Genomic DNA, 25,874 nt, shown 5'->3' with positions numbered 1-25,874 from the left:
ACCGGCCCGCCTGACTACCGTGGGCGGCGAAGCACGCGATCCCTTCGGCGAATCGGGGCCTCGGATGGCATCGTGGCGGGCCGTGGCGGCTGTGGTGAGTGCGGTCGTGCTGACCGCCGCGGGTGCGGTGGCCGGCACCGCGGTGGGCGCGCCGGCCCGGGCGGCGGCGCCGGGGCGCGCGATGTGGCTGTGGAACCGTGCCGATCCCGCCACGGTCATCACCTGGGCCACGGACCACGACGTGCGGGAGATCTTCACGTACGTCGAGCCCAACGTCGCCGCCAGCGGCGACCTGACGCGGCTCAAGGACCTCAAGAAGCGCGCCGACCGGGCCGGTATCACGCTGTCGGCGCTCGGTGGCGAGCCGGGCTGGGTGTTCGACATCGAGGGCGCGCGGGCCTGGCAGAAGTCCGCGCTCGGCACCAAGCTGTTCGCGCGCAGCCACGTCGACGTGGAGCCGTACGCGCTCAACGCCTGGAGCACCGACCAGCCGGGCACGGTGGCCGCGTTCGTCGCGTTGCTCGACGCGCTACAGGCCGACGACGCCCGGCCGCTCGAGGTCGACGTGCCCTTCTGGTACGACACCATCCCGTTGGAGGGCGGCACGCTGGCCGACGCGGTGCTGGCCCGCGTGGACGCCGTCACCGTGATGAGCTACCGCGACACCGCCACCGGCCCGAACTCGATCATGGACGTGGGCGCCGACATGCTGCTGCGCGGCGGCGCCGCCGGGATCCCGGTACGGCTGGCCGCCGAGACCGCGTCCCTGCCGGACTGCCCGTACTGCACCTTCTTCGAGGAGGGCCAGCAACGGCTGGCCAACACGTTGGACGACGTGGACGTGGCCGCCGCCGGCTACCCCGCGTTCGCCGGCATCGCCGTGCACCACTACGGATCGTGGAGCACGCTGCGGGACTCCCCGTAGTCGCGACATCCTGCGGCACAGGGCGCCGGGAACCGGAAGAAGAACGAGAACAAGAACACGCTGTGACAAGATCGACGGATCGCTCTATGCAAAATCATTGATGTGACACGGCGCCTCTTCCTAGGCTGAGAGCGATCAGCCATCGGCCAACCTGGGGAGACGGCCCTGGATACCCGCATGCAGCCGGACGAGACCGCCCTGTTCGGGCGGGCGTCGCTGCTGGCGGCGATCGCGGGCCGCCTCGCCGCCGGGGGCGGCGTCGCGTTGCACGGCCCGGCCGGCATCGGCAAGACCGCCCTGCTGGACGCCGTGAGCGCCGCCGCCACGGCCCGGGGGGACCTGGTGCTGCGGCTGCGCCCGGCGCGCACCGAACGGGCCGTGCCGTACGCGGGCGTCGCCGACCTCGTCGACCAGGTCCCGCCGCCCGCCGCCGCGGCCCTGCCCGGCGCCCAGCGGGCCGCGCTGGCCGCCCTGCGTCAGGGCGTGTCCTCCCGGACCGCGGGTACCGTGCTGGCCCGCCGTCTCGTGCTGCCGCTGCTGCTGGCCCAGTGCGCGCGGCTGGCCCCCGTGCTGCTGGTGCTCGACGACGTGCAGTGGCTGGACGCCGAGTCCGCCGAACTGATCGGCTTCGCGATGCGTCGCCGCCCCGGCCCCCGGGTGCGGGTGCTGGCCGCGCAGCGCCTGCCGGACGCGGCGGGGCGGCGCCGCGCCGTACGGCTGTGCCCGGCGCCGGTCAGTGAGCTGGCGGTGCCGCCACTGTCCGCCGACGACCTGACCGCCCTGCTGGAGGCCCACGGTCTGCCCTGCCGCACGGCCAGCCGGTTGCACGAGGCCAGCGGCGGCAACCCGTTCCTGGCGCTGGCCCTGGGCGCGGCGATGCCACCCGGCCCGGCGTGGCGGCCGGCGCCCCTGCCCGAACCCGCGCGCGCCCTGCTGCGCGAACGGGTCGCGGCGCTGCCCGCCGAGGTCGCCGACACGCTGCTGCTGGCGGCGCTGGCCACGGAGCCGACGGCCACCGTGCTGATCCGGGCCGGGCGCGAGGACGCCGAGCGGGAACTGCGGCTGGCGGCGGCCGCGGGCGCGGTGGAACTGGACGGCGACGCCATCCGGTTCGTCCCGCCCGCGCTGGCGCAGGTGCTGGCCGAGGATGCGGGCGCCGCCCGGCGCGCCGCGGTGCACGGCGCACTCGCGGCGGCGGCGGTCGGCGCCACGGACGCCGTGCGGCACCGGGCGCTGCAAAGTGGCCGGCCCGATTCCGAGGTGGCCCGCGCCCTGGCCGCCGAGGCGCAGCGGGCCGCGAGCCGCGGCGCCGGTCGCAGTGCCGCGGAGCTGTACCTGCTGGCCGCCGACCGGTGCCCGCACGCGCTGGCGGCGCACCGGCTGGACTGGCTGGTGGCCGCCGCCCGCACGGCGGCCACCGCGGGCGCTCCGGCGCTGGCCGGGCGGGCCGCGGAGGCCGTGCTGGCCGCCGAGGCGCCGCCCGAGCACCGGGTCCGGGCCCGGCTGGTCCTGCTCGACCTGGCCGGGCAGGCCCTGGCCGACATGGGGGAGATGTTCGCCGCGGCCCTGGTGGAGGCGGGCGACGATCCCGGGCTGGTGGGCCCGGTGCGGCTGCGGCTGACCTGGGCGGCGATGGTGGCCGGCGACCTGGACGCGACGATCGCCGAGGCCGGGCGGACGGTCACCGCGGCCCGGCTGGCCGGCGACCCCACCACCGAGGCGATGGTGCTGAGCACGCTGGCTCAGGCGCAGCGGCTGCGCGGCGAGCCGGAGTGGACGCGCACCCTGCAGCGGGCACTGGCGCTGCCCGCCGATCAGGTACCGGGCTGGCTGCATCTCGGGCCGCGGTACCTGGCCGCCCGCTTCGCCATGGTCGACGACCGGCTCGACGAGGCGCGCGCCGACCTGCTGCGGCTGCTGGCGGTCGCCGAGCAGGACCGTACGGGCGAGGCGCTGGTGGAGGTGCTGCGCAGCCTGTCCGAGGTGGCCACGCGGGCCGCGCGCTGCCGGGACGCGCTGCGCTACGCGCACCGGGCGGTGGCGTGCGCCCAGCGGGCGGGCCTGAGCCCCGGACCGACCTGGTACACCGCCGCGGTGGCGGAACTGGCCGGGGGCAGCCTCGCCGCGGCGGCCGGTTTCGCCCGGCGCGGGGTGCGCGCCAGCGAGCAGGAGGGCGACAGCATCTATCTGCTCCGCAACCTGCACGCGCTGGGCCAGGCCGAGCTGCGGGCCGGGAACACGCGGGCCGGGGTGGACGCGCTGCGCCGGCTGCGCGACCTGGAGTCGGTGGGTGCGACCGATCCGATGATCGTGCGCTGGCACGGTGATCTCGCGGGTGGGCTGGCCGCCCTGGGCGAGCACGCGGAGGCCGCCGCCACGCTCGCCGAGGCCCGGGCGGCGGCGTACCGGCTGGCGGGGGCGCCGGGCATGGCCGGGTATCTCGACCGGGCCACCGCCGTGGTGCTCTCCGAGAGCGGGCAGGCCGACTCGGCGGTGGTGCTCTCGGCCGCCGCGGCGCGGCACTTCGAGCAGCTGCGGCAGCCGATCGAGCAGGCGCACGCGCTGCTGGTGCAGGGCGGCGCGGAGCGGCGTCGCCGCCGGTACGCCGCGGCCCGGGTCGCGATCGGGGCCGCCCTGACGATCTTCCTGCAGGTCGAGGCGAAGCCGTGGGCGGAACAGACGGAGCGGGCCATGGCCGGCACCTCCACCCCGTTGACCGGCACGACCCCGGCCGACCTGGGACTGACCTCGATGGAGGCGCGGGTCGCGGCGATGGTCCGCGACGGGGCCAGCAACCGGGAGATCGCCACCCGGCTGTTTCTCAGCGTCAAGACCGTCGAGGCCACCCTCACCCGGGTCTACCGCAAGGTCGGCGTGCGTTCGCGTACGCAGCTGACGTCGCGGCTGACCGGACTGGGGCCGATGACGGGCGCCGTGGCCGGGCCGGTGCGGCCCGCAGTGGACGCCTGACTTACGCAGGGTGACCTGCCGCACAGGGTCACGTGGTGGCTGTCACCCCCGTAGCGAGAGTTTTACCTGGCTGATGCAGGGAAGAACGATTCCGGGTCGATTGTTGAACCCACAGGCAACGATGCCTCGCCGATAACCCAACGTGAGGAGGGCTCTTTCATGGACTTCGCGACCCGGATCCGTGCCGCCCAGCTCCGCCGGGCGCACCGCCGGATCGAGCGGAACGCCCGGCGGGAACTCGAGACGGAACTCGCGGCGGTTGTGACCCCCGCGGAGCGGACCGAGCTGGCGGTGACGCTGAACCGGCACCGCCCGCAGGAGGTGTGGGAGATCCGCGAGATCCTCGACCGGCAGGACCAGGCGCGTCAGCACCGCGCCAGCGGCCCGGGCGGCCTGCGCGCCGCCTGAGTGCCGTACCGATCAAGGACGCCGCACCGCCCCGGCCATGGTGGCCGGGGCGGTCTGCGTTCAGTGTTCGGCGGGCCGCTGGTCGCGGGCGTGGCTGCGAACGCTGCCCGCGTGCGCGATGGCGTCCGGGTCGCGCCGTACCTTGATCAGACTCGCCACCGTCGTGATCACCAGGACCGCCACGATGACGGCCAGCGACACCGGGGTGCTGATCTCCGGGATCTGTGGGCTGATCGCGGTGTGCGCCCAGTGCAGCACCAGCTTGACCCCGATGAACGCGAGGATCACCGACAGGCCGGTGGACAGGTACACCAGCCGGTCCAGCAGGCCCTTCACGAGGAAGAACAACGCCCGCAGGCCGAGCAGCGCGAACGCGTTGGCCACGAAGACGATGTAGGCGTGTTGCGTGACCCCGAAGACGGCCGGGATGGAGTCCAGCGCGAACAGCAGGTCCGTGCTGCCGATCGCGATGAGGACGATGAACAGCGGGGTGGCCACGCGCCGGCCGTCGACGCGGGCGAACAGCTTGCCGCCGACGTACTCGTCGGTGACCGGCAGGATCCGCCGGGTGGCCCGCACGAGGGCGTTGTCCTCGATGCTGGGGTCCTCGTCGCGGTGCCGGAACAGCTGCACCGCGGTCCAGATGAGCACCAGCCCGAAGATCAGGAACATGAAGGAGAACAGCGACAGCAGGGTCGCCCCGAGCGCGATGAAGATCACCCGCAGCACCAGGGCGATGATGATGCCGAACGTCAGCACCTCCTGCTGGTACTTCTCCGGTACCGCGAAGGTGCTCATGATGATGACGAAGACGAACAGGTTGTCGACCGACAGGCTCTTCTCGACGATGTAACCCGCGAAGTACTGCGCCCCCAGGTCCCAGCCGGCGACGCTCGCGAACACCAGGCCGAAGGCGACCGCGATGGCGATGTAGAACACCGACCACGCGGCGGCCTCGCGGAAGCCGACGACGTGTGGGCGCAGAATGCCCATGGTCAGATCCAGCGCAAGCAGCGCGACGATGACCGCTATGGTCAGCGTCCAGCCGAGCGCGGTGACCTCCAACATGATCGGCGAACCTCCGGGCATCGAGACGTCAGATGCCACCGATTTTCCCGGTTCCCGCTGGGAAAACCCTGAAAGTCCGTGGTCAGGCCATGATCAGCGAGCGTTTCGCGAGGCCCATCCAGAAGCCGTCGATCGGCTGCCCGGGGGCCCGCTCCGGATCTCCGGAGGCGCCCAGGGCCAGGAACACCGGGGCGAAGTGTTCGATCGTGGGGTGGGCGTAGGGCATGCCGGGGGCCCGCTCGCGGAAGTCGGCCAGCTCGTCGACCGCCCCGCGGGCCAGGGTCTCGGCCGCCCAGGAGTCGAACTCGCGCGACCAGCCGGGGGCGGGGGCGTCGGTCCGGAAGTCGCGCAGGAACGGCAGGCCGTGCGTGGTGAAGCCGGAGGCGACGATGAGGACCCCCTCGTCGCGCAGCGGGGTCAGCCGCCCGCCGAGCTCCAGCAGCCGGTCCGGCTCCAGGGTGGGCAGCGACATCTGCAGCACGGGGATGTCGGCGTCCGGATACATGACCTTGAGCGGGACGTACGCGCCGTGGTCGAGACCGCGGTCGGTGCGGGCGACCGTCTCGGTGTCCGGCATCAGCGCGGCCACCCGGTCGGCGAGCTCGGGCGCGCCGGGGGCCTGGTACTGGACCTGGTAGTAGCGGGGGGCGAAGCCGCCGAAGTCGTACACGAGGGGGACCGGGGTGGTGGCGCCCAGCATGAGCGGCGCCGACTCCCAGTGCGCCGAGGCGACGAGGATCGCGCGGGGGCGGGGCAGCCCGGCGGCCAGGGCCTGCAGCTGGGCCACCCACAGCGGGTCGTCGGCCAGCGGGGGCGCGCCGTGGCTGAGGAACAGCGCGGGCATGTGGGTGTTCATGACAAGTCCTTCAGGTTGACGCTTCAACTAAACCGACAGTACGCCGGTTTATTTGATTCGTCAACTAACGCCGCCTTGATCGCGTCGCTCGCGTGAAGTTCCTGTTACGCCCACCGCAACAGTTGCCGGCGGCTGCCTATCCCCGCAGCTCCGTGCGGGGTGTCGACGTTCATCTACGCAACGTCCACATCGGACGCCCGATCTGTCCGCCGTGGACATTGCGCACTGCCAGTGGCGCTGGCATGCTACGCGATGTCGCGCGGGGACAGCGCACCGTGATGAAGGGATGGACACACCCGGCCCGGGGCGGCCACCGACGCGGCGACGAACCGTACCTGCCGACGCACCGCCCGCCGGGCGGCGACAGCCGGCCGAGAGGAGACGGGCAGTGGCGTCACCGCCGCAGCTACCACTCGCCGACGACCTGTTCCTCGCCGCCCACGACACCCCGCGCGGCCGGTGCCTGCTCAGCCCCGCCACCCTCGGCCTCGGCCTGGCCGCCGGCCTGCTGGCCGAGCTCATCCTGTGGCGGCGGCTGGACCTGCGCGACGGGCGGATCACCATAGTGGACGACCGGCCCACCACCGACGCCGCCACCACGGCCGTGCTGGAACAGCTCATCCGGGAGCCGCAACACCGGCAGGTCCGCGAATGGATCTCGTTCCTGGCCACCGGGGTCGCCACCGACCTGGTCGCCCGCCGGCTCAGCCGCGCCGGGCTCGTCCACCGCCACGAGCGGCGCGGGCTGCGGGGCCACCGGGTCACGTACGTGCCGGTGGACAACGCGGTCGCGGGCTGGCCCGGCAGCCGGGTTCGCACGGCGGTCGGCCGCGGTGAGCTGCTCGACATCCCCGACCTCGTGCTGGCCGGGCTCATCCTCGCCACGGGCCTCGACCAGCACCTGCTCGTCACGTACGACGCTCGCGAGCGTGAGCACCTGTTCGACCAGCTACGCCGCCGGCTGCCGGCCATGCTCCAGGAGCTGGTCGGGCACGCCGAGGCCGCGGTGGGCGACGCCGTGATGGCCCGCCGCGCCTGACACCCACCCATCCCTCACCCCCTGCTGGAGACGCGCGTGTCCACCACCGCAACCACCACCGCCCCGGCGGTCAGCAACCTCTCCACCGCCCTGGCCCGCGACCGCCTCGGCGTCGCCGCCGTCGTGTTCTTCGTGATGTCGGCGGCGGCACCCCTCACGGTCGTCGCCGGCGTGGTCCCCACCGGCCTGGCCGTCACCGGCCTCACCGGCATCCCGGTCGCGTTCGCCGCGGTCGCCCTGGTGCTGGCGGTGTTCTCGGTCGGCTACGTGGCCATGGCCCGGCACATCGCCAACGCGGGCGCGTTCTACGCCTACGTCTCCCGCGGGCTGGGCCGCCCGCTGGGCGTCGGCGCGGCGTGGGTCGCGCTGGTGGCGTACAACATGTTCCAGATCGCCGCGTACGGCGGGTTCGGCGCGATCGCGGCGCCGCTGTTCGCGGACTGGTTCGGCGTCGACGTGCAGTGGTGGGTGCTGGCGCTGGGCGCGTGGGCCCTGGTCGCCGTCCTCGGGGTACGCGACGTCGCGGTCAACGGAAAGGTGCTGGCCACGCTGCTGGTCGCCGAGATCGTGCTCGTCGTGGCGTTCGCCCTCGCGGACGTGAGCTCTCCCGGGTTCCAGCCCGCCGCGGCCCCGCTCGACCCGAGCGGCCTGGTCGGCGCGGGAGCGGGCGCCCTGCTGGTCATGGCGGTCACCGGGTTCGTCGGCTTCGAGCAGTCCGTGGTCTTCAGCGAGGAGTCCCGCGACCCCCGGCGCACCGTGGCGCGGGCCACCTACCTCGCCATCACCCTCATCGCCGTCCTGTACGGCTTCGCCGCCTGGGCGATGATCTCGGCGGCCGGTCCCGAGGCGGTGAGCCGGGCCGGTACCGAGGGTCCCGAGCTGTTCTTCAACCTGGCGGCCGACCGGATCGGCACCCTGGCGCTGCACCTGGGCCACGCCCTGTTCCTGACGTCCCTGATCGCCGCCATGATCTCCTTCCACAACATCATCGCCCGGTACACGTTCTCCCTCGGCCGCGAAGGGGTGCTCCCGCGCGCGTTCGGCCGGACCGTGCCGGGCACCGGCGCGCCGAAGAACGGCTCCCTGGCGCAGTCCGCCCTCGGCCTGGTGGTCATCGGGCTGTACGCGTTCGCGGGCTGGGATCCGCTGGTCCAGCTGTTCTTCTGGGGCGGCACGGGCGGCGGCATCGGAGTCCTGCTGCTGATCACGCTCACCTCGGTCGCCGTGCTCGGGTACTTCGCCCGCCAGCCCGCCGGCGAGGACGCCTGGCACCGGGTCGGCGCGCCACTGATCAGCACCGCGTTGCTGCTGGTCATGACGTACCTGGCGCTGACCAACATCGCGATCCTGTTCGGCGTGGCGCCCGGATCCGCACCCACCTGGGTGGTGCCGCTGGCCTTCGGGACCGTCGCCCTGGTGGGGGTCGCGTGGGCGCTGATCCTGCGCACCGCCCGCCCCCAGGTGTACGCCGGGATCGGCTTCGGCGCCCGCAGCGTCACCGCGGCCCCGCGCGGCTTCGCGGCGGTCCTCGGACAGGCCGGCGAGCAGGAGGCAAAGCGGTGAGCGCGACAGTTCCGGCCCGGCCCGCACAGCCGGAGGCCCGGCGATGAACGCGGCGATCCGCCCGGCCGCCGCCGCCGAACTCAGCGCCGTGGGTGCCCTGGTCGCGCTGTCGTTCGACCGGCTCGACGCCAACCACTACCTGGTTCCGGACGGCGGTGACCGGCTGCGCGTCATGGGTGACTACTTCACCCTGTACACCGAGCACGCCGCCGGGCACGGCCGCGTCGACGTGGTGCCCGGAGCCGACGGCCCGGCCGCCACGGCGGTGTGGTTCGACCGCACCGGCAAGACGCCCGAGCCGCCGTCGTACCATGCCCGGCTCGCCGCGCTGGCCGGGCCGTACCTGGAGCGGTTCCGGGCGCTCGACGAGCTGTTCGACACGCACCACCCGGACGAGCCGCACTGGCATCTGGCGTTCCTGGCGGTGCACCCGGGTGCGCAGCGCCGGGGGCTGGGCGGGGCGCTGATGGCGCACACCCACGCCGAGCTGGACGCGGCCGGGGTGCCCGCGTACCTGGAGGCCACCAACGGCGACAACGTCCGGTTGTACCGGCGGCACGGCTACACCGACATGGCGACGTTCGAGATTCCGCTGCCCGACGGGACGCCGTTCTTCCGCATGTGGCGGCCCGCGTCCTGATCCTGGGCGCCGACCCGGGAGAACGGCCGTTCTCCCGGGCGGCCCGCCCTCGACGGTGCGGACCCCTCCGGCCACCGGTCCCGGTGATCGACCATCATCAGGGGATCAGCCGCGGCGGAAGGACACCCTCCTGATGGCCACCACCCACGTCGAGTCGACCGCCGACCTTGCGGCCCTGCACCGCCGCACCCTCGCGGTCGTCATGGCGTCCCAGGTGTTCAGCGGCGCCGGACTCGCCGCCGGCGTCACCGTCGGCGCATTGCTGGCGCAGTCGATGCTCGGCACCACCAGCCTGTCCGGCCTGCCCTCCGCCCTGTTCACCGCGGGTTCGGCGGCCGCCGCGCTGCTGATCGGACGCCTGTCGCAACGCCTCGGCCGGCGCGCCGGCCTGACCGCGGGCTACCTGGCCGGGGCACTCGGCGGGGTGGGCGTCGTGCTCGCCGCCAGCCTCGACAACGTCCCGCTGCTGCTGGTGTCGCTGCTGGTCTACGGCGCGGGCACCGCCACGAATCTGCAGGCCCGGTATGCCGGTGCCGACCTGGTCGGGCCGGACCGGCGCGGCCGCGCGGTCAGCGCCGTACTCGTCGCCACCACCCTGGGCGCGGTCGTCGGCCCCAACCTGGTCACGGTCACCGGCCGCGCCGCCGAACAGTGGCACATCCCCGCGCTGGCCGGGCCGTTCGTGCTAGCCGCCGTCGGCTACGGCATCGCCGCGGCGGTCCTGTTCGTCCTGCTGCGGCCCGACCCGCTGCAGGTCGCCCGAGCCCTGCCCGGGGGTGAGGCCGTCCCGGGGCCGGGCGATTCACCGGGGCGCTCGCCGCGGTTCAGGGCGAGCGTCACCGCGGGCGCCGCCACGATGGTCCTCACCCAGCTGGTCATGGTCGCGGTCATGACGATGACTCCGGTGCACATGCAGGACCACGGCCACGGGCTCGGCGCCACCGGCCTGGTCATCGCCGTCCACATCGCCGGGATGTACCTGCCGTCGCCGATCACGGGTGTCCTCGTCGACCGGGTCGGGCGCATCCCGGTCGCCGTGGCGTCCGGCGTCACGCTGCTGGCCGCCGGCGTCGTCTCGGCGACCGCACCCGAGTCCTCCGTAGCCCTGCTCACCCTGGCCCTCGGGCTGCTCGGCCTCGGCTGGAACCTCGGTCTGGTCTCCGGCACCGCCATCGTCACCGACGCGGCGCCCCCGAGCACGCGGGCGAAGACCCAGGGCACCGTCGACCTCTGCGTCGCGCTGTCCGGCGCCGGGGGCGGCATCGCCAGCGGCATGATCATGAGCGCGACCAGCTACGCCACGCTGTCGGTCATCGGCGGCGTGCTCGCGCTGGCGGTCATCCCGTTCGTGGCGTCGAGCGGCCGGCGCCCGTAGCTATTGACGCGGCGGGCCGGGACGCTCTTACATCGATGTCAGTGAGGGCGTACGTCTGACCTGCCCCCCATTCCGGCGTGCCGGCCGCGCTCAGCTCACCCGACCGTCCTGGAAGGGAACCGGATGCCCCCGGACGACGCACCGCGCGAGATCGGCCCTCTGGTGCCCCGGGGCAGTACCGGGCAGCCGCCGTTCGAGCTGGTCGTGACACCGGAGTCGGCCGGCTGGCGGTACTGCGGGCTGCGCGTGCTCGACCTGTCGGTCGGCACCCGGGCGACGTTCACGACCGGCGCCGACGAGATGCTCGTCCTGCCACTGGCCGGTGGTTGCGACGTCACCTGCGACGACGAGCGGGTCACGCTGACCGGCCGCGACTCGGTGTTCTCCCGGATCAGCGACTTCGCGTACCTGCCGCGGGAGGCGACCGTCACGGTGCGCGCCCCCAGCGGCGGCCGGTTCGCGCTGCCCGGCGCGCGGGCGAGCCGCCGGCTGCCGTTCCGCTACGGGGCCGCCCAGGACGTCGCGGTGGAACTGCGCGGCGCCGGTCAGGCCAGCCGCCAGGTCAACAACGTCTGCACCCCGGAGACCTTCGACGCCGACCGGCTCATCGTGTGCGAGGTGATCACGCCCGGCGGCAACTGGTCGTCGTACCCGCCGCACAAGCACGACGAGCCGCGCCCGGGGGAGGCGCCGCTGGAGGAGATCTACTACTTCGAGGTGGGTGCGTCGCCGTCCGGCGCGGCGGGGGTGGGATACCAGCGCGCGTACGGCCACCCGGACCGCCCGATCGACGTGTGCGCCGAGGTGCGCGGCGGCGACGCCGTGCTGATCCCGTACGGATGGCACGGCCCGACGATGGCCGCGCCCGGCTACGACCTGTACCACCTCAACGTCATGGCCGGGCCGGGTCAGCGGCGGTGGCTGGCCTGCGACGACCCGGCCCACGCGTGGGTGCGCGCCGCCTGGTCCGGCCAGCCGGTCGACCCGCGCCTGCCGATGACCTCCGCGACGGCTCGCCGGCGCCGCCGGCCCGGCCCGGCGAGCGGACTCCGGTAGCCGAGCTCAGGGCCGGGTGCGCAGCCCGTCGAAGGCGATCGCGGTGATCGTGTCGGCCAGCGGCTCGGCGGCGCCCCGGGCGGGGCTGTACCACTCGATGAGCGAGTTGACCATGCCGAACAGCAGGCGGGCCGCGGTCGCGGGGTCCACGTCTGGGCGCAGGGCGCCGTCCGCCTGGGCCTGTTTCACGAGATCGGTCACGATCGCGTCGAAGACCCGGCGGCGCAGCAGCGCCTGCTGCTCCACGGCCGTGTTGCCGCGCACCCGCAGCAGCAGCGTCACGTACTCCAGCCGGTCGGCGAGCACCAGCACGCTGCGGCGGATCAGCAACTCCAGGCGTTCGATCGCGGGGGTGTGCCCGGCGCGGACCTCGTCGGCGGCCTCGAACAGCCCGTCTAGGGCGTGGTCGACCGCCATGCGCAGTAGCTCCTGCTTGCTGCTGACGTGGTGGTAGATGCTCGACTTGGTGATGCCGAGGCGTTCGGCCAGCTCGCCCATGCTGGTGGCCTCGTAGCCGCGTTCGTTGAACAGCCGCACGGCGGCGGTGAGCACGGCGTCCTGGTCGTGACCGGGGCGCCCGCGGCGGGGCCGGGCGCCCTCGCGCGGGATCCGCTCGGCACGCGGGAGCGGGGAACGCGCCGGCGGGTTGCCGGCGGCCCCGGTCATCGGGGCGCCCCGGGCGCGCGCACGACGTGGCTGCGGCCGCGGAACTCGGCCACCACCTCGTCGGTGCCCTCGCGGGTCACGGTGACGTCGTAGATGCCGGTGCGGCCCTGCCGGACGCGTTCGCGGGCCTGCGCCACGAGCACCTCGCCCGTGCGGACCGGCCGCAGGAAGGCGATGTCGGCGCCGGCGGCCACGGTGACCGGGCCGTGGCTGTTGCAGGCGCAGGCGAACGCGGTGTCGGCCAGCAGAAACACGAATCCCCCGTGGGCGATGTCGTGGCCGTTCACCATGGCTGGAGTGACCGGCATCCGGACCTCGGCGGCGCCGTCGGCGGCCCCGATCAGTTCCATGCCCAGGCCGCGCGAGGCGGCGTCGCGGTCGAACATCTCGTGCGCTGCGGTCCGTGCCATCCTCACCCGCTCTCCCTCGGCTGGACATCCGAAACCCTTGATAACCAACCGACCGGACGGTAGATATTTAGGGTAAGCCAACACCTCAGGAGGCCAGATGACAACCCCCGCCGATCTCTACGAGCAGCATCGCGAGCTGCTGGATCAGGCGATCGCCGCGGCCGGCGCCCGGGACTACTGGTCGGCTTATCCCGAATCACCCAGCAAATCCGTGTACGGGGAGGACGCCGCCCCCGCCGGTGAGCGGGCGTTCACCGCCCTGCTCGGCAAGCAGTTCCCGATCGAGGTTCCCGGCGCCACGGGCACCGTCTCCACGGAGCGCTCGCCGTACGGGATCGAGCTCGGCGTGAGCTACCCCCGGGCCGACCCGGCCGCCCTGGTCGCGGCGGCCCGCGCCGCGACCCCGGGCTGGCGCGCCGCGGGTCCGTACGGGCGGGCCGGGGTCGCCGCCGAGATCCTGCGCCGGATCAACGCCCGCTCGTTCGAGCTGGCGCACGCGGTGCAGCACACCACCGGCCAGGCGTTCGTCATGGCGTTCCAGGCGGGCGGCCCGCACGCCCAGGACCGCGGCCTCGAGGCGGTGGCGTACGCGCTGGCCGAGACCACCCGCGTCCCGGTCGTCTCCACCTGGGCGAAGCCGCAGCGCGGTGGTGAGCCGCTGCGGCTGGCCAAGACCAGCACGGTGGTCGGGCGCGGCGTCGGCCTGGTGATCGGGTGCAACACCTTCCCCACCTGGAACGGCTACCCCGGCCTGTTCGCCAGCCTGGTGACGGGCAACCCGGTCATCGTCAAGCCGCACCCGGGCGCGGTGCTCCCGCTGGCCATCACGGTGCAGATCGCCCGGGAGGTGCTGACCGAGGCCGGCCTGGACCCCAACGTGGTGACCCTCGCGGTGGAGGAGCGCGGCGACGGCATCGCCGCCACCCTCGCCACCCACCCGGACGTCCGGATCGTCGACTTCACCGGCTCCAGCGAGTTCGGCAACTGGCTGGAGGCCAACGCCCGTCAGGCCGTGGTCTACACGGAGAAGTCCGGCCTCAACACGGTCGTCGTGGACTCCACCGACGACTACAAGGCCATGCTGCGCAATCTGTCGTTCTCGCTGTCGCTCTACAGCGGCCAGATGTGCACCACCCCGCAGAACTTCCTCGTGCCGGCGGGCGGCTTCGACACCGACGCCGGGCGGCGCAGCCCCGACGAGTTCGCGGCCGACCTGGCCGCGGCGCTGGACAAGCTGCTCGGCGACCCGAAGCGGGCCGCGGGCACGCTCGGCGCCATCGTCAACGAAGGGGTGCTGGCCCGGATCGCCGAGGCGGGCTCCGCCGCCGGGGTCGTGCACCCCTCCACCGCGGTCGCCGACGAGCAGTTCCCGAACGCGACCATCCGCACCCCGGTGGTCGCGCGACTCGACGCCGCCGACGAGAAGATCTACACCCGGGAGTGGTTCGGCCCCGTCTCGTTCGTCATCGCCACCGAGTCCACCGCGCACAGCCTGCGGGTGTTCACCGAGACGGTGCGCCAGCACGGCGCGCTGACCGCCGCGGTGTACTCGACCTCTCCGCAGGTCGTCGAGCAGGCCCGGGAGGCCGCCCTGGACGCGGGCGTGCACCTGGCGGAGAACCTCACCGGCGGGGTCTTCGTCAACCAGACCGCGGCGTTCAGCGACCTGCACGGCACGGGCGCCAACCCGGCCGCCACCGCGTCGCTGACGGACGCGTACTTCGTGACCGGCCGCTTCTTCACGGTGCAGTCGCGCCACCACGTCGAGGCCGCTGATGCCTGAGGCGTTCCTGGTCGGCGGGGTCCGCACGCCGCAGGGCCGCTACGGCGGCGCCCTGGCGGGCGTGCGCCCCGACGACCTGGCCGCCCTCGTCGTCGGGGCGGCCGTGCGGCGCGCCGGGGTGCCGGTCGACGCCCTCGACGAGGTGGTGCTCGGCGCGGCGAACCAGGCCGGCGAGGACAACCGCAACGTCGCCCGGATGGCGGTGCTGCTGGCGGGCCTGCCGGACGCGGTGCCCGCGTACACGGTCAACCGGTTGTGCGCCAGCGGCCTGACCGCGATCGGCGCGGCCGCGCAGGCCGTCCGCGCCGGTGACGCGGACGTCGTGGTGGCCGGTGGCGTCGAGTCGATGACCCGCGCCCCGTGGGTGATGGCCAAGCCGGGCACGCCGTGGGCGCGCCCCGGCGAGGTCGCCGACACGTCCCTGGGCTGGCGTTTCACCAACCCCCGGTTCGCGGAGGCGGACCGGGCGGTGCCCGGCGACGCGGGCCCGGAGCAGCGCCGGGTGACCCTGAGCATGGGTGAGACCGCGGAGGAGGTCGCCGCCCTGGACGGGATCTCCCGCGCGGACAGCGACGCGTTCGCGCTGCGCAGCCACCAGCGCGCCGTGGCCGCGATCGACGCGGGCCGCTTCGGCGACGAGGTGGTGCCCGTGCCGGTGACCGGCGGCGAGTTCGGCACGGACGAGATCCCGCGCCGCGACACCAGCCTGGAGCGCCTCGGCGCCCTGCGCCCGGTGTTCCGGCCCGGCGGCGTGGTCACGGCCGGAACGTCCTCGCCGCTGTCCGATGGCGCGGCCGCCGTGGTGGTGGCCAGCGCCGACGCGGTCCGCCGGTACGGTCTGACCCCCCGCGCCCGCGTCGTCACCACGGCCAGCGCCGGCGTGTCGCCGCAGCTCATGGGCCTGGGCCCGGTGCCGGCGACCGAGCAGGCCCTGGCCCGCGCGGGCTGGCAGGTCGGTGACCTCGACGCGGTCGAGCTCAACGAGGCGTTCGCGGTGCAGGCCCTCGCCGTCATCCGTCGCCTCAAGCTCGACGAGGACCGGGTCAACGCCGACGGTGGGGCGATCGCGCTCGGTCACCCCCTGGGCTGTTCCGGTGCCCGGCTGGCGGTCACCCTGCTGGGCCGCATGGAACGCGAGAACGCCCGCCGGGCCCTGGCCACCCTCTGCGTGGGCGTGGGCCAGGGCGTGGCGATGCTGCTGGAGCGGCCCTGATGACGGCCACCGGAGCGACCGCCGCCCACGACGCCGCGTCAGCGTCACCGGGCGGCACCCTGCTGGTCGAGGAGCTCGCCGACCGGGTCGTGGTCACCCTGCACCGGCCCGAGGCGCGCAACGCCATCAACGCCGCGATGGTCCGCGACCTGCACCAGGTCTGCGCCGCCCTGGAGGAGCGGCCCCGGCTGCTGATCCTCACCGGCCACGGCGGCACGTTCGCCGCCGGTGCGGACATCGCCGAGCTGCGCGAACGCGGCCGCGACCAGGCGCTGCAGGGCATCAACAGCCGGCTGTTCGACCGGATCGCCCGGCTGCCCATGCCCACTCTCGCCGCGGTCGACGGGTACGCCCTGGGCGGCGGCGCGGAGTTGGCGTACGCCTGCGACCTGCGGCTGGCGTCTCCCTCGGCGACGTTCGGCAATCCGGAGCCGGGGCTGGGGATTCTCGCCGCCGCCGGGGCGTGCTGGCGGCTGCGGGACCTGCTCGGCGCGTCGGTCGCCAAGCAGGTGCTGCTGGCCGGGCGGCGGCTTTCCGCGGACGACGCGTACCGGCTGGGGCTGGTGGCGGAGGTGGTGCCCGCCGAGGAGCTGCTCCCGCGCGCGCACGCCCTGCTCGACCGGATGGCCCGCAGCGGCCCGCTGGCGCTGCGGCTCACCAAGCTGGTCGCCGACGCCTCCGGGGCCCACCCGGTCACCGACGATCTGGCCCAGGCCATCCTGTTCGAATCCGATGACAAGCGCGCCCGGATGGACGCCTTCCTGACGGGAGAGCGGCCGTGAACGCCGTACCGAAGATCCTCGCGGTGGTCGGCGGCGGCCGGATGGGTGCCGGGATCGCCCAGGTGTTCGCGGCGGCCGGGGCCACCGTCACGCTCGTGGAGCGGGACCCGGCGGCCGCCGCGGCGGCCCGCGAGCGGATCGCGACCGGACTGCGCCGCGCCGCCGAGCGGGGCCGCCTCGCCGACGACGCCACGGTCGTGCTGGACCGCGTCGAGGTGGCGGCCGAGGTGGCCGCCGTGCCCCCGGCCGCCGAGCTGGTCATCGAGGCCGTCCCGGAGGACGCGGCACTCAAGACGCGGGTGCTGGCCGCCGCCGAGGCGGTGGTGGGCGAGCACGCCGTGCTGGCCACCAACACCAGCTCGCTGTCGATCGGCGGCCTCGCCGACGGTCTGCGCCATCCCGAACGCCTGGTCGGCATGCACTTCTTCAACCCCGTGCCGGCCAGCGACCTGGTGGAGGTCGTGGTCGGGCCGCGCACCGCCGACGCCGTCCGCGACGCCGCGGTCGGCTGGGTGGGTGCCCTCGGCAAGACCGAGGTGGTGGTCCGTGACTCACCCGGCTTCGCGACCAGCCGCCTCGGGGTGCTGCTCGGCCTCGAAGCCATCCGGATGCTGCAGGAGGGCGTCGCTTCCGCCGAGGCCATCGACCGGGCCATGGAGCTGGGCTACCGGCACCCGATGGGCCCGCTGCGCTCGACCGACCTGGTCGGCCTCGACGTGCGCCTGGCCATCGCCGAGCACCTGCAGCGCGAGCTGGGGGACCGGTTCGCGCCGCCGCAACTGTTGCGGGACAAGGTCGCCCGTGGCGAACTCGGCCGTAAGAGCGGGCAGGGCTTCTACACCTGGGGGGAGGCGCGATGACGACCGATGCGCAAGAGCGGGTCTTCACCGAGACCATCGAGAAGGATCAGCGGGTCGAGCCGCGCGACTGGATGCCGGACGGCTACCGCAAGACGATGATCCGGCAGATCGCGCAGCACGCGCACTCCGAGATCATCGGAATGCAGCCCGAGGGGGAGTGGATCACGCGGGCGCCGTCGCTGCGGCGCAAGGCGATCCTGCTGGCCAAGGTGCAGGACGAGGCCGGGCACGGGCTGTACCTGTACTCGGCGGCCGAGACCCTCGGCGCCGACCGCGGCGACCTCACGGTGCGGCTCATCGAGGGCCGGCAGAAATACTCGTCGATCTTCAACTATCCGACGCTGAGCTTCGCGGACGTCGGGGTCATCGGCTGGCTGGTCGACGGCGCCGCGATCTGCAACCAGGTGCCGCTGTGCCGCAGCTCCTACGGGCCGTACGCGCGGGCCATGATCCGGATCTGCAAGGAGGAGTCGTTCCACCAGCGGCAGGGCTACGAGCTGCTGCTGACCATGATGGGCGGCACCGCGGCGCAGCGGGCGATGGTGCAGGACGCGGTGGACCGGTGGTGGTGGCCGTCGCTGATGATGTTCGGGCCGCCGGACGCCGACTCGCCCAACACCGCGCAGTCGATGGCGTGGAAGATCAAGCGGCACACCAACGACGAGCTGCGGCAGCGCTTCGTCGACATGACCGTGCCGCAGGCGCAGGCGCTCGGCGTCACCCTGCCCGACCCGGATCTGCGCTGGAATCCCGAGCGGGAGCACTACGACTTCGGCGCGGTGGACTGGTCGGAGCTCAAACGGGTGATCTCCGGCGACGGGCCGCTCAACCGGCAGCGGATCGCGCGGCGCCGCGAGGCCCACGAGGACGGCGCCTGGGTTCGTGAGGCGGCGGCCGCCCATGCCGCGAAGCGCGGAGGAGGCGCAGGCAATGACTGACGAGATCCGGCACGAGTGGCCGCTGTTCGAGGTGTTCGTGCGCGCCAAGCGGGGCCTGAACCACGTGCATGTCGGCTCGCTGCGCGCCGCCGACCACGAGATGGCCCTGCACCACGCCCGGGACCTGTACACCCGCCGCAACGAGGGCGTCAGCATCTGGGTGGTGCGCGCCGACCAGGTGGCCGCCTCCCAGCCGGGGGAGAAGGAGGCCTTCTTCGCGCCCAGCGGGGACAAGGCGTACCGGCATCCGACGTACTACTCCATTCCCGAGTCCGTACCGCACATCTGAGGCCGCCATGGGTTTCGACGTCGCCTACGAGGCGCTCACCGATCACGAGGACGATGCCCGCTGGGCGTACGGGACGGGCTTCGCCGACCCGCTGTCGGGGGTGGACACCGCCGTGCCCGACGGCGCTGACCGGGAGCGGCTGGCCGCGTACTGCCTCATGCTCGGCGACGACGCGCTGATCATGTCGCACCGCCTGCAGCAGTGGGTGACCCGCGCGCCGGAACTGGAGGACGAGCTGGCACTGGCCAACATCGGGCTGGACCTGCTCGGCCAGGCGCGGCTGCTGCTGACCCGGGCCGGGCAGGTGGAAGGGGCGGGGCGCGACGAGGACGCGCTGGCGTACCAGCGGGGCGCGCCGGAATTCCGCAACGTGTGCCTGGCCGAGCGGGCGGACGACGACTTCGCCCACCTGGTCGCGCGGTTGCTGGTGTTCGCGACGTGGCGGCTGGCGCTGTTCGACCGGCTGGCCGCCACCCGTGACCCCATGCTGGCCGCGATCGCCGCCAAGGGCGTGAAGGAGCTGACCTATCACCGCGAGTGGGCGGCGCAGTGGGTGGTGCGGCTCGGCGACGGCACGGCGCTGTCGCACGAGCGCATGCGGGCCGCCGCCGACGCGGTGGCGCCGCTGACCGGTGAGCTGTTCCGGCCGCACCCGGTCGAGTCGGACCTGGCGGCGGACGGTCTCGCGGTCGACCCGGCGGGGCTGCGCGGCGAGTTCGACGCGGTCCTCACCCAGGTGCTGACCGCGGCGACGCTGACCGGCACCGTCCCGACGGCGCCGGCCGGCGTGGCCGCCGCGCCGGGCGGGGCCGTCTACTCCGGGGCTGCCGGGCGGCACGGCGAGCACACACCGGCGCTGGCCGAGATTCTCGACGAGATGCAGGCGCTGGCCCGATCCGTGCCCGGGGGTGCCTGGTGAGCGCCCCGACGGTCACCGCCGCGGCCGTGGCGGCCACGGTGACCGACCCGGAGCTGCCCCAGCTGACCCTGGCCGACCTCGGCATCCTGCGCGGCGTCGAAGAGGTGGGCGGCCAGGTCCTGGTGACCGTCACCCCCACCTATTCGGGGTGTCCGGCGATGGAGGCGATCCACGCCGACCTGCGGGCCGCACTGCGCGACGCCGGGTTCGCCGACGTCGAGGTGCGCACGGTGCTGACGCCGGCCTGGACCACCGACTGGATCACCGAGGCGGGCCGGGCCAAGCTCGCCGCCGCCGGGATCGCGCCGCCCGGCCCCGCGCCCCGGCGCTCCAGCGGTCCGGTGCCACTGGTGCTGGGCTCCCGTCCCGGGGCGGTGCCGTGCCCCCGGTGCGGGCACACGTCCACCGAGCAGGTGTCCGCGTTCAGCGCGACCGCCTGCCGCGAACTGCGCCGCTGCCCCGCCTGCCGGGAACCGTTCGAGCACGTGAAGGAGATCTGACGTGGCCGCTGGCGATTTCCACCGGCTGCGGGTGGCGGCCGTGGAGCGGCTCTGCGCCGACGCGGTGGCGGTCACCTTCGACGTGCCGCCCGAGCTGGCTGACGCGTACACGTTCCGGCCCGGGCAGTCGCTGACCGTCCGCCACGCGGTCGGGGGCGCCGACGAGCGCCGCACGTACTCGATCTGCGCCCCGGTCGGCGCCGCGCCGCGCATCGGGGTGCGGGAGGTGCCCGGCGGCCTGGTGTCCCACTGGCTGGTGCACGAGGTGCGCCCGGGCGACGAGGTGGAGGTCGCCGGGCCCTCGGGCACCTTCACCCCGGACGTCGAGGCCGGCGGCCGGCACGTGCTGATCGGTGCCGGCTCCGGCATCACCCCGCTGCTGTCCATCGCGGCGTCGCTGCTGAGCCACTCCGACGCCCAGGTCAGCATCCTGTACGGCAACCGCCGGGCCGAGACGGTGATGTTCGCCGAGGAACTGGCCGACCTGAAGGACGCCCACCCGTCCCGGCTGGAGCTGATCCACCTGCTGTCGCGCGAGGCCCGCGAGGTGGAGTTGCTGAGCGGGCGGCTGGACGCGGCGAAGCTGCGTACGCTGCTGCCCCTGCTCATCGACGTGGCGGGGGTGGACCACTGGTGGCTGTGCGGGCCGTTCGGCCTGGTCGCGGACGCCCAGCACGTGCTCGGCGAGTTCGGGGTGGCGTCGGAGCAGGTCCACCGGGAGTTGTTCTGGGTGGACGAGGCGCCCCCGGAGCCGGTGCGCGGCGAATCCACCGTCGCCGGCCCCAGCAGCGAGGTCACGGTCGTGCTGGACGGCCGCTCCACCACGGTGACGGTGGCCGAGGACGCCACGATCCTGGAGGGCGCCCAGCGGTCCCGGCCGGACCTGCCGTTCGCCTGCAAGGGCGGGGTGTGCGGCACCTGCCGCGCCCGGGTGGTCGAGGGCGACGTGCGGATGCGGCGCAACTTCGCGCTGGAGCCCGCGGAGGTCGCCGCCGGGTACGTGTTGACCTGCCAGTCCACCCCGACGTCGGCCAAGGTGATCGTGGATTTCGACGACTGATCCAGCCGTTGATCCAGGGCGGGAAAACGCTCAAGCGTGACCCCGCCGCAACCGATGGATAACCCGGAGTCGGCCACAGGGTGGTGCCGGCCGCGAAGTCGGGAGTGTCCTCATGGCTGTCTCGTTGCTCGCCACGGTGGCGGCTCTCGCCCTCATCGGCCTCGCCGTGGTCGTCCGCGGTGACCGGCAGCGGCGGGCCGCGCTCGCCCACACCGCGGAGGTCCTGGAGCGGGCGGTGGCCGGCGACCTCGCCGTCCGTGCCGAGCTGCGGGGCCGTGGCGAGGCCGCACGCGCCACGGCCGCGGTCAACGGGGTCCTGGACGCGTTCGCCGGGGTGGTCCGTGAGGCGGGCGCCGAGACGACCCGGCTCTCGACCGCCGCGGTGCGGCTCGGTGACCTGGTCAACGAGCTGGTCACCGGGGCGCAGAGCTCGGTGCAGGCGTCCGGCGACATCCTGCGCGCCTCGCAGGAGGTGTCGGAGAACATCTCGACGCTCGCGTCGGGCTCCGAGGAGATGGGCGCCAGCATCCAGGAGATCTCCCGCAGCGCCTCGGAGGCCGTCACGGTCGCCGCCGCCGCGATGGCGGCCCAGGTCGACGCCAGCCGCATCATGACCAAGCTCGGCGAGTCGTCCGCGCAGATCGGCGACGTCGTGCAGGTCATCACCTCGATCGCGGAGCAGACCAACCTGCTGGCCCTGAACGCCACCATCGAGGCCGCCCGCGCCGGTGAGATGGGCAAGGGCTTCGCGGTCGTCGCCAGCGAGGTCAAGGACCTGGCTCAGGAGACCGCCAAGGCCACCGAGGACATCACCGCCCGGGTCGGCACCATCCAGGCCGACACGTCCGGCGTGGTCTCCTCGATCACCGAGATCGGTGAGGTCATCGACCGGGTCAACGGCTACCAGACGACCATCGCCAGCGCGGTCGAGCAGCAGCACGCCACCGCCGGGATGATGACCGGCAGCATCGTCGCGGCGAGCGCCCGGGCCGGCGAGATCGCCGAGGCCATGGCCGTCATCGCGCAGACCCGGACGAGCGCGACGGCCACCATGGAGGAGACCGGCGTGGTCGCCCAGGAGCTCAAGTCCGCGGGTACGGCGCTGCAGTCGGCGGTCGGCCGCTTCAAGCTCTGAACCGAGAACCCCCGGTCCCGGCCGTCGACCCGCACGGGTCGGCGGCCGGACTTCGCTTTTGCCGGTTCGGCACGGCAGGTTGGCGTACCGGCCGCGACGGCGCACGCTGCCTTGGTGAGCGACGAGAAGATGTGGGACGACCGGTACTCCGGCAGCGACCGGGTGTGGAGCGGCCGGCCCAACGACGCGCTGGTGCGCGAGGTTGCCGACCTGACCCCGGGCACCGTCCTGGACCTGGGCTGCGGTGAGGGCGGGGACGCGATCTGGCTGGCCGGGCACGGCTGGCGGGTGACCGCGGTGGACATCTCCCGGGTGGCGCTGGCCCGGGCGGCGGAGCACGCCGCGGCGGCCGGGGTGGCCGATCGGGTCACGTTCGAGCACCGCGATCTGGCCGCCGGGCTACCGGAGGGGGCCTACGACCTGGTGTCGGCGCAGTTCCTGCACTCGCACGGGGACCTGCCCCGGGAACGGATCCTGCGGGAGGCCGCCGCGCGGGTCGCCCCGGGCGGGCTGCTGCTGGTCGAGGGGCACGCCGATCCGGCACCCTGGGCCGACCGCCACGACCACGGCGACCTGCGCCTGCCGAAGCCCGCCGAGGTGCTGGCCGATCTGCGGCTCGCCCCGCACGAGTGGGAGGTCCTGGTGTGCGCGGAACACGACCGGGTGCAGGACGGCCCCGACGGACGGCCGGTGACGCGCACCGACAGCACCGTGAAGGTCCGCCGGCGGGCCGCGGCGCCGCCGTCATGACGGCATCGACATCATCGTGCGGATCCGCGCCCTCTCCGACCCGGCGGAGCTGCAGACCACGAAGGTCGACCAGACCTGCGTGGCGTGGATCCGCCGTACCGCCTGACCGGCCGGTGGCGCCGGTGGCCGTCAGAATCGGGAGTTCGCGCACCACCGGTCGAGCAGGGCCGCGTCGCCGTGGCGGCTGGCGCCGGACCCGGGCCGGCCGTACACGAACAGCAGCAGTTCCGCGGCGCCCGCCCGGACGGTCGCGTGCGCGGTGCCGGCGTCCGGATCGAGGCCGAAGCCGTCGGGGCGCAGGCGCACCGCCCACTGCCGGTCCAGGTCCGCGCACTCGAAGCGGATCACGTCGTCGGCGCCGCGCAGCCCGGCCACGTGCGGGGCGAACGGCGTGGCGTACGGCAGGTTGGTGAGGAACTCGTCGACGCCGTCAGCGGCCAGGACGGGGTCGATCTCGGCGGGCAGGCCCAGCGCCTGTTCCGCGTCGACGCGGTGGACCAGGGTCTCCAGCAGCATCCGGCGGGCCCAGAACCGGGCGTGGTGGTCGGGGCCCCACGCCCACATGGGCGCGTCGGGGTCGGTGTCCCGCAACACCTGATCGGCCGCCGCCGCGCCCTCGGCCAGCCAGTGCGGATACCGCGCCGGGTCGGCCGGCAGGTCCGGGTCGATCTCGGGGCGGGCGGGCCGTTGCTGCGCCAGGTCGCGCAGCAGCACGGTGAACCATCGCTGCAGGTTCCCGGTGTGCCGCAGCAGGTCGGCGAGGGTCCAGTCCGGGCAGCCGGGCACCGGGGTCGCCGGAGCGGCGCCGGTGGTGGCCCGCACGAGGCGGTGCGTCTCCCGGTCGATCGCGGTGCGGTAGGTGACATACGACAAGCTCATGACCGCCTGCCTTCGCGGGTGGTGGACCGGTCTGCCCGGCCGCGGCTGCCCTGACGCTGCCACCGGCGCCACCGGGCGCGATCACACGCCCCGGCGAGTGTGACGGCCGCCCCTTCCGCGCGCCGCTACCGCAGCAGGCTGCTGAGCCGGGCGGCGGCCGTGCCGTCTCCCGCGGCCAGCGCCTGCTGGCACACGCTCGCGGCCTCGGCCACGCGGCCCTGCCGTGCGAGCAGGTCCACGAGCCGCCGGCGGGCGCGCTGCTCGCCGTCGGCGGCCGCCTCGCGCCACAGCCGTTCGGCGGTGCCCAGCTCACCACGCTGCTCCATGAACACCGCGAGGTGGATGCGGGCCAGCGAGTCACCGGCCTCGGCGGCCGCACGCCAGATCTGCTCGACGTCGCGGTCGCGGCCGAGCCGCTCCAGCAGCTCGACGAGCCGGAACCTGGCGAACCGGGCGAGCTGCTCGGATCCGCACAGCGCGCCGCGCCACAGCTGCTCGACCTCGGCCAGCCGTCCCGACTCCTCCAGGCGGTCGGCCTCCCGCGACAGGGTGAGCGGGTCACCACTCGTGAGGGTGCTCGTCATCGCCGTACCTCCGGGCCTAGGCTCCGCCGCGAGCCAGCAGCTGGCGCGCCATCACGACCCGCTGGATCTGGTTGGTGCCCTCGTAGATCTGGGTGATCTTGGCATCGCGCATCATGCGCTCGGCCGGGAAGTCCTGCGTGTAGCCGTATCCGCCGAGCAGCTGCACCGCGTCGGTGGTGACCCGCATCGCCACGTCCGAGGCGTGGCACTTCGCCGCCGCGCCGAAGAACGGCAGGTCCGGATCGTTGCGCTCGGACTTGGCGGCGGCCACGTACACCAGCTGCCGCGCCGATTCGAGCGCCATCGCCATGTCGGCCAGCATGAACTGGATGCCCTGAAAATCGGCGATCCGCTTGCCGAACTGCGACCGTTCCCGGACGTAGTCCAGGGCGCAGTCGAGCGCGCCCTGGGCGATGCCGACGGCCTGGGCGCCGATCGTGACCCGGGTGTGGTCCAGGGTCCGCAGCGCGATCTTCAGACCTTCGCCGGGGGCGCCGATGATGCGGTCGGCCGGGATCCGTACGTCGTCGAAGTGCAGCTCGCGGGTCGGCGATCCCTTGATGCCGAGCTTGCGTTCCTTCTCGCCGAAGGAGAATCCGGGGTCGGACTTCTCCACGATGAACGCGCTGATGTTGGCGCCGCGCCGGCCGTCCGGATCCGTCACGGCCAGCACGGTGTAGTACTCGGAGAAGCCCGCGTTGGTGATCCACGACTTCTGGCCGTTGAGGATCCACTCGTCACCGACCAGGGTGGCCCGGGTCTTCATGGAGGCGGTGTCGCTGCCGGCCTCCCGCTCGGACAGACCGTACGAGAAGGCCGCCTCCCCCCGGGCCAGCGGGGCGAGGTACCGGTGCTTGAGCTCCTCCGAGCCGCCGAGCATCAGGGGCAGGCTGCCCAGCTTGTTGCAGCCGGGAATCAGCGACGAGGTGGCGCAGACCCGGGCCACCTCCTCGATCACGATGCAGGTCGCCAGGGCGTCGGCGCCCACGCCGCCGTACTCCTCGGGCACGTGCGGAGCGTGGAAGTCCGTAGCGACGAGTGCGTCGTACGCGGCCTGCGGAAAGGTGGCCGTCTGATCCACCTCGGCCGCGTGCGGGGCGATCTTGTCTTCGGCGACGGCCCGCACCGCCTCACGCAGGGCCTCGTGGTCCTCGGAGATCCGGAACAGGTCGAAGTCGGGCTTGCTCATAGGTGGTCTTCCCATCA

The 25,874-nt window shown here is 73.9% G+C and carries 26 protein-coding genes; 19 read left to right on the top strand and 7 right to left on the bottom strand.

What is annotated here, in order from left to right; genetic code table 11:
• The first annotated feature begins 82 nt into the window (after nt 1–82).
• From EV385_RS32410 to EV385_RS32400, 3 genes are all read left to right on the top strand, one after another.
• The gene (locus EV385_RS32410) at nt 83–925 is read left to right on the top strand and encodes a hypothetical protein (RefSeq protein WP_130512900.1); all 843 of its coding nucleotides are present in this window, start codon (nt 83–85) and stop codon (nt 923–925) included.
• A gap of 177 nt (nt 926–1,102) precedes the next feature.
• Nucleotides 1,103–3,895 (top strand): helix-turn-helix transcriptional regulator, encoded by a 2,793-nt coding sequence (locus EV385_RS32405; protein WP_130512899.1) that lies wholly within the window; start codon nt 1,103–1,105, stop codon nt 3,893–3,895.
• A 159-nt stretch (nt 3,896–4,054) separates the two neighbouring features.
• Complete coding sequence (locus EV385_RS32400; protein WP_130512898.1) at nt 4,055–4,303, top strand: hypothetical protein; 249 nt, start codon at nt 4,055–4,057, stop codon at nt 4,301–4,303.
• Between the two features lie 60 nt (nt 4,304–4,363).
• Here the strand turns inward: EV385_RS32400 and EV385_RS32395 are convergent, their stop codons facing one another.
• Nucleotides 4,364–5,371: a TerC family protein gene (locus EV385_RS32395; RefSeq protein WP_130512897.1), complete on the bottom strand. Its 1,008-nt coding sequence runs from the start codon at nt 5,369–5,371 to the stop codon at nt 4,364–4,366.
• Nucleotides 5,372–5,453: 82 nt separating this feature from the next.
• Entirely contained in the window at nt 5,454–6,227 is a 774-nt protein-coding gene (locus tag EV385_RS32390) for a dioxygenase family protein (RefSeq protein ID WP_165449682.1), read from the bottom strand.
• A 388-nt stretch (nt 6,228–6,615) separates the two neighbouring features.
• Here EV385_RS32390 and EV385_RS32385 point away from each other — a divergent pair, with 388 nt between their 5' ends.
• The 5 genes from EV385_RS32385 to iolB all read left to right on the top strand — a co-directional run bounded on the left by EV385_RS32385 (nt 6,616) and on the right by iolB (nt 11,900).
• Nucleotides 6,616–7,266: a GOLPH3/VPS74 family protein gene (locus EV385_RS32385; protein WP_130512896.1), complete on the top strand. Its 651-nt coding sequence runs from the start codon at nt 6,616–6,618 to the stop codon at nt 7,264–7,266.
• A 36-nt stretch (nt 7,267–7,302) separates the two neighbouring features.
• On the top strand, nt 7,303–8,829 hold the full coding sequence (locus EV385_RS32380; protein ID WP_130512895.1) for an APC family permease: 1,527 nt from the start codon (nt 7,303–7,305) through the stop codon (nt 8,827–8,829).
• 43 nt (nt 8,830–8,872) lie between these two features.
• Entirely contained in the window at nt 8,873–9,469 is a 597-nt protein-coding gene (locus EV385_RS32375; RefSeq protein ID WP_130512894.1) for a GNAT family N-acetyltransferase, read from the top strand.
• Between the two features lie 133 nt (nt 9,470–9,602).
• Nucleotides 9,603–10,844 (top strand): MFS transporter, encoded by a 1,242-nt coding sequence (locus EV385_RS32370; RefSeq protein WP_130512893.1) that lies wholly within the window; start codon nt 9,603–9,605, stop codon nt 10,842–10,844.
• Between the two features lie 123 nt (nt 10,845–10,967).
• A complete protein-coding gene (gene iolB / locus EV385_RS32365) occupies nt 10,968–11,900 on the top strand; it encodes a 5-deoxy-glucuronate isomerase (protein WP_130512892.1) in 933 nt (310 codons plus the stop codon).
• A gap of 6 nt (nt 11,901–11,906) precedes the next feature.
• On the opposite strand, the gene EV385_RS32360 is transcribed toward iolB, so the two are convergent.
• Entirely contained in the window at nt 11,907–12,566 is a 660-nt protein-coding gene (locus EV385_RS32360; protein WP_130512891.1) for a TetR/AcrR family transcriptional regulator, read from the bottom strand.
• Nucleotides 12,563–12,976, bottom strand: coding sequence for a hydroxyphenylacetyl-CoA thioesterase PaaI (gene paaI, locus EV385_RS32355; RefSeq protein WP_130513711.1), 414 nt, complete (start codon nt 12,974–12,976; stop codon nt 12,563–12,565). The genes EV385_RS32360 and paaI overlap by 4 nt, the downstream gene beginning before the upstream one ends.
• A 97-nt stretch (nt 12,977–13,073) precedes the next feature.
• Here paaI and paaN point away from each other — a divergent pair, with 97 nt between their 5' ends.
• The 11 genes from paaN (at nt 13,074) to EV385_RS32300 (ending at nt 23,205) form a co-directional block, all read left to right on the top strand.
• Nucleotides 13,074–14,759 (top strand): phenylacetic acid degradation protein PaaN, encoded by a 1,686-nt coding sequence (gene paaN, locus EV385_RS32350; protein WP_130512890.1) that lies wholly within the window; start codon nt 13,074–13,076, stop codon nt 14,757–14,759.
• Nucleotides 14,752–15,972 carry a thiolase family protein gene (locus tag EV385_RS32345; protein ID WP_130512889.1) on the top strand — a complete coding sequence of 407 codons (1,221 nt, stop codon included), beginning with the start codon at nt 14,752–14,754 and terminating at the stop codon, nt 15,970–15,972. Before paaN ends, EV385_RS32345 begins: the two co-directional genes overlap by 8 nt.
• Nucleotides 15,972–16,754: an enoyl-CoA hydratase/isomerase family protein gene (locus EV385_RS32340; RefSeq protein WP_130512888.1), complete on the top strand. Its 783-nt coding sequence runs from the start codon at nt 15,972–15,974 to the stop codon at nt 16,752–16,754. The genes EV385_RS32345 and EV385_RS32340 overlap by 1 nt, the downstream gene beginning before the upstream one ends.
• Nucleotides 16,751–17,614 (top strand): 3-hydroxyacyl-CoA dehydrogenase family protein, encoded by an 864-nt coding sequence (locus EV385_RS32335; RefSeq protein ID WP_130512887.1) that lies wholly within the window; start codon nt 16,751–16,753, stop codon nt 17,612–17,614. The genes EV385_RS32340 and EV385_RS32335 overlap by 4 nt, the downstream gene beginning before the upstream one ends.
• Nucleotides 17,611–18,552: a 1,2-phenylacetyl-CoA epoxidase subunit PaaA gene (paaA, locus tag EV385_RS32330; RefSeq protein WP_130512886.1), complete on the top strand. Its 942-nt coding sequence runs from the start codon at nt 17,611–17,613 to the stop codon at nt 18,550–18,552. The genes EV385_RS32335 and paaA overlap by 4 nt, the downstream gene beginning before the upstream one ends.
• Nucleotides 18,545–18,841, top strand: coding sequence for a 1,2-phenylacetyl-CoA epoxidase subunit PaaB (paaB, locus tag EV385_RS32325; RefSeq protein WP_207230036.1), 297 nt, complete (start codon nt 18,545–18,547; stop codon nt 18,839–18,841). The genes paaA and paaB overlap by 8 nt, the downstream gene beginning before the upstream one ends.
• A gap of 7 nt (nt 18,842–18,848) precedes the next feature.
• Nucleotides 18,849–19,760 (top strand): 1,2-phenylacetyl-CoA epoxidase subunit PaaC, encoded by a 912-nt coding sequence (gene paaC, locus EV385_RS32320; RefSeq protein ID WP_130512885.1) that lies wholly within the window; start codon nt 18,849–18,851, stop codon nt 19,758–19,760.
• Nucleotides 19,757–20,260: a 1,2-phenylacetyl-CoA epoxidase subunit PaaD gene (gene paaD / locus EV385_RS32315; protein WP_207230035.1), complete on the top strand. Its 504-nt coding sequence runs from the start codon at nt 19,757–19,759 to the stop codon at nt 20,258–20,260. The genes paaC and paaD overlap by 4 nt, the downstream gene beginning before the upstream one ends.
• 1 nt (nt 20,261) lies before the next feature.
• Complete coding sequence (paaE, locus tag EV385_RS32310; protein WP_130512883.1) at nt 20,262–21,320, top strand: 1,2-phenylacetyl-CoA epoxidase subunit PaaE; 1,059 nt, start codon at nt 20,262–20,264, stop codon at nt 21,318–21,320.
• A gap of 112 nt (nt 21,321–21,432) precedes the next feature.
• Complete coding sequence (locus EV385_RS34705) at nt 21,433–22,455, top strand: methyl-accepting chemotaxis protein (RefSeq protein WP_207230034.1); 1,023 nt, start codon at nt 21,433–21,435, stop codon at nt 22,453–22,455.
• Nucleotides 22,456–22,569: 114 nt separating this feature from the next.
• The gene (locus EV385_RS32300) at nt 22,570–23,205 is read left to right on the top strand and encodes an SAM-dependent methyltransferase (protein ID WP_242625196.1); all 636 of its coding nucleotides are present in this window, start codon (nt 22,570–22,572) and stop codon (nt 23,203–23,205) included.
• A gap of 129 nt (nt 23,206–23,334) precedes the next feature.
• Here EV385_RS32300 and EV385_RS32295 read toward each other — a convergent pair whose 3' ends face one another.
• From EV385_RS32295 to EV385_RS32285, 3 genes are all read right to left on the bottom strand, one after another.
• On the bottom strand, nt 23,335–24,084 hold the full coding sequence (locus EV385_RS32295; protein WP_130512882.1) for a maleylpyruvate isomerase family mycothiol-dependent enzyme: 750 nt from the start codon (nt 24,082–24,084) through the stop codon (nt 23,335–23,337).
• A gap of 125 nt (nt 24,085–24,209) precedes the next feature.
• Complete coding sequence (locus EV385_RS32290; protein WP_130512881.1) at nt 24,210–24,668, bottom strand: hypothetical protein; 459 nt, start codon at nt 24,666–24,668, stop codon at nt 24,210–24,212.
• Nucleotides 24,669–24,684: 16 nt separating this feature from the next.
• The gene (locus tag EV385_RS32285) at nt 24,685–25,857 is read right to left on the bottom strand and encodes an acyl-CoA dehydrogenase family protein (protein ID WP_130512880.1); all 1,173 of its coding nucleotides are present in this window, start codon (nt 25,855–25,857) and stop codon (nt 24,685–24,687) included.
• Between the last annotated feature and the right edge of the window lie 17 nt (nt 25,858–25,874).

This window comes from Krasilnikovia cinnamomea (genome assembly GCF_004217545.1).
GTDB lineage: Bacteria > Actinomycetota > Actinomycetes > Mycobacteriales > Micromonosporaceae > Actinoplanes > Actinoplanes cinnamomeus.
Note: the sequence above shows the minus strand (reverse complement) of the source record. Positions and strands in the feature narration are given on the sequence as shown.

Excerpts from the sequence above, each read along its gene's own strand:
- paaC (WP_130512885.1), top strand. The coding sequence starts at position 18,849 with ATGGGTTTCGACGTCGCCTACGAGGCGCTCACCGATCACGAGGACGAT.
- paaI (WP_130513711.1), bottom strand. The coding sequence starts at position 12,976 with ATGGCACGGACCGCAGCGCACGAGATGTTCGACCGCGACGCCGCCTCG.
- EV385_RS32295 (WP_130512882.1), bottom strand. The coding sequence starts at position 24,084 with ATGAGCTTGTCGTATGTCACCTACCGCACCGCGATCGACCGGGAGACG.
- EV385_RS32395 (WP_130512897.1), bottom strand. The coding sequence starts at position 5,371 with ATGTTGGAGGTCACCGCGCTCGGCTGGACGCTGACCATAGCGGTCATC.
- EV385_RS32360 (WP_130512891.1), bottom strand. The coding sequence starts at position 12,566 with ATGACCGGGGCCGCCGGCAACCCGCCGGCGCGTTCCCCGCTCCCGCGT.
- EV385_RS32340 (WP_130512888.1), top strand. The coding sequence starts at position 15,972 with ATGACGGCCACCGGAGCGACCGCCGCCCACGACGCCGCGTCAGCGTCA.
- EV385_RS32390 (WP_165449682.1), bottom strand. The coding sequence starts at position 6,227 with ATGAACACCCACATGCCCGCGCTGTTCCTCAGCCACGGCGCGCCCCCG.
- EV385_RS34705 (WP_207230034.1), top strand. The coding sequence starts at position 21,433 with ATGGCTGTCTCGTTGCTCGCCACGGTGGCGGCTCTCGCCCTCATCGGC.
- EV385_RS32400 (WP_130512898.1), top strand. The coding sequence starts at position 4,055 with ATGGACTTCGCGACCCGGATCCGTGCCGCCCAGCTCCGCCGGGCGCAC.
- paaA (WP_130512886.1), top strand. The coding sequence starts at position 17,611 with ATGACGACCGATGCGCAAGAGCGGGTCTTCACCGAGACCATCGAGAAG.
- paaN (WP_130512890.1), top strand. The coding sequence starts at position 13,074 with ATGACAACCCCCGCCGATCTCTACGAGCAGCATCGCGAGCTGCTGGAT.
- EV385_RS32345 (WP_130512889.1), top strand. The coding sequence starts at position 14,752 with ATGCCTGAGGCGTTCCTGGTCGGCGGGGTCCGCACGCCGCAGGGCCGC.
- EV385_RS32375 (WP_130512894.1), top strand. The coding sequence starts at position 8,873 with ATGAACGCGGCGATCCGCCCGGCCGCCGCCGCCGAACTCAGCGCCGTG.
- EV385_RS32370 (WP_130512893.1), top strand. The coding sequence starts at position 9,603 with ATGGCCACCACCCACGTCGAGTCGACCGCCGACCTTGCGGCCCTGCAC.
- paaB (WP_207230036.1), top strand. The coding sequence starts at position 18,545 with ATGACTGACGAGATCCGGCACGAGTGGCCGCTGTTCGAGGTGTTCGTG.
- EV385_RS32285 (WP_130512880.1), bottom strand. The coding sequence starts at position 25,857 with ATGAGCAAGCCCGACTTCGACCTGTTCCGGATCTCCGAGGACCACGAG.
- EV385_RS32290 (WP_130512881.1), bottom strand. The coding sequence starts at position 24,668 with ATGACGAGCACCCTCACGAGTGGTGACCCGCTCACCCTGTCGCGGGAG.
- EV385_RS32405 (WP_130512899.1), top strand. The coding sequence starts at position 1,103 with ATGCAGCCGGACGAGACCGCCCTGTTCGGGCGGGCGTCGCTGCTGGCG.
- iolB (WP_130512892.1), top strand. The coding sequence starts at position 10,968 with ATGCCCCCGGACGACGCACCGCGCGAGATCGGCCCTCTGGTGCCCCGG.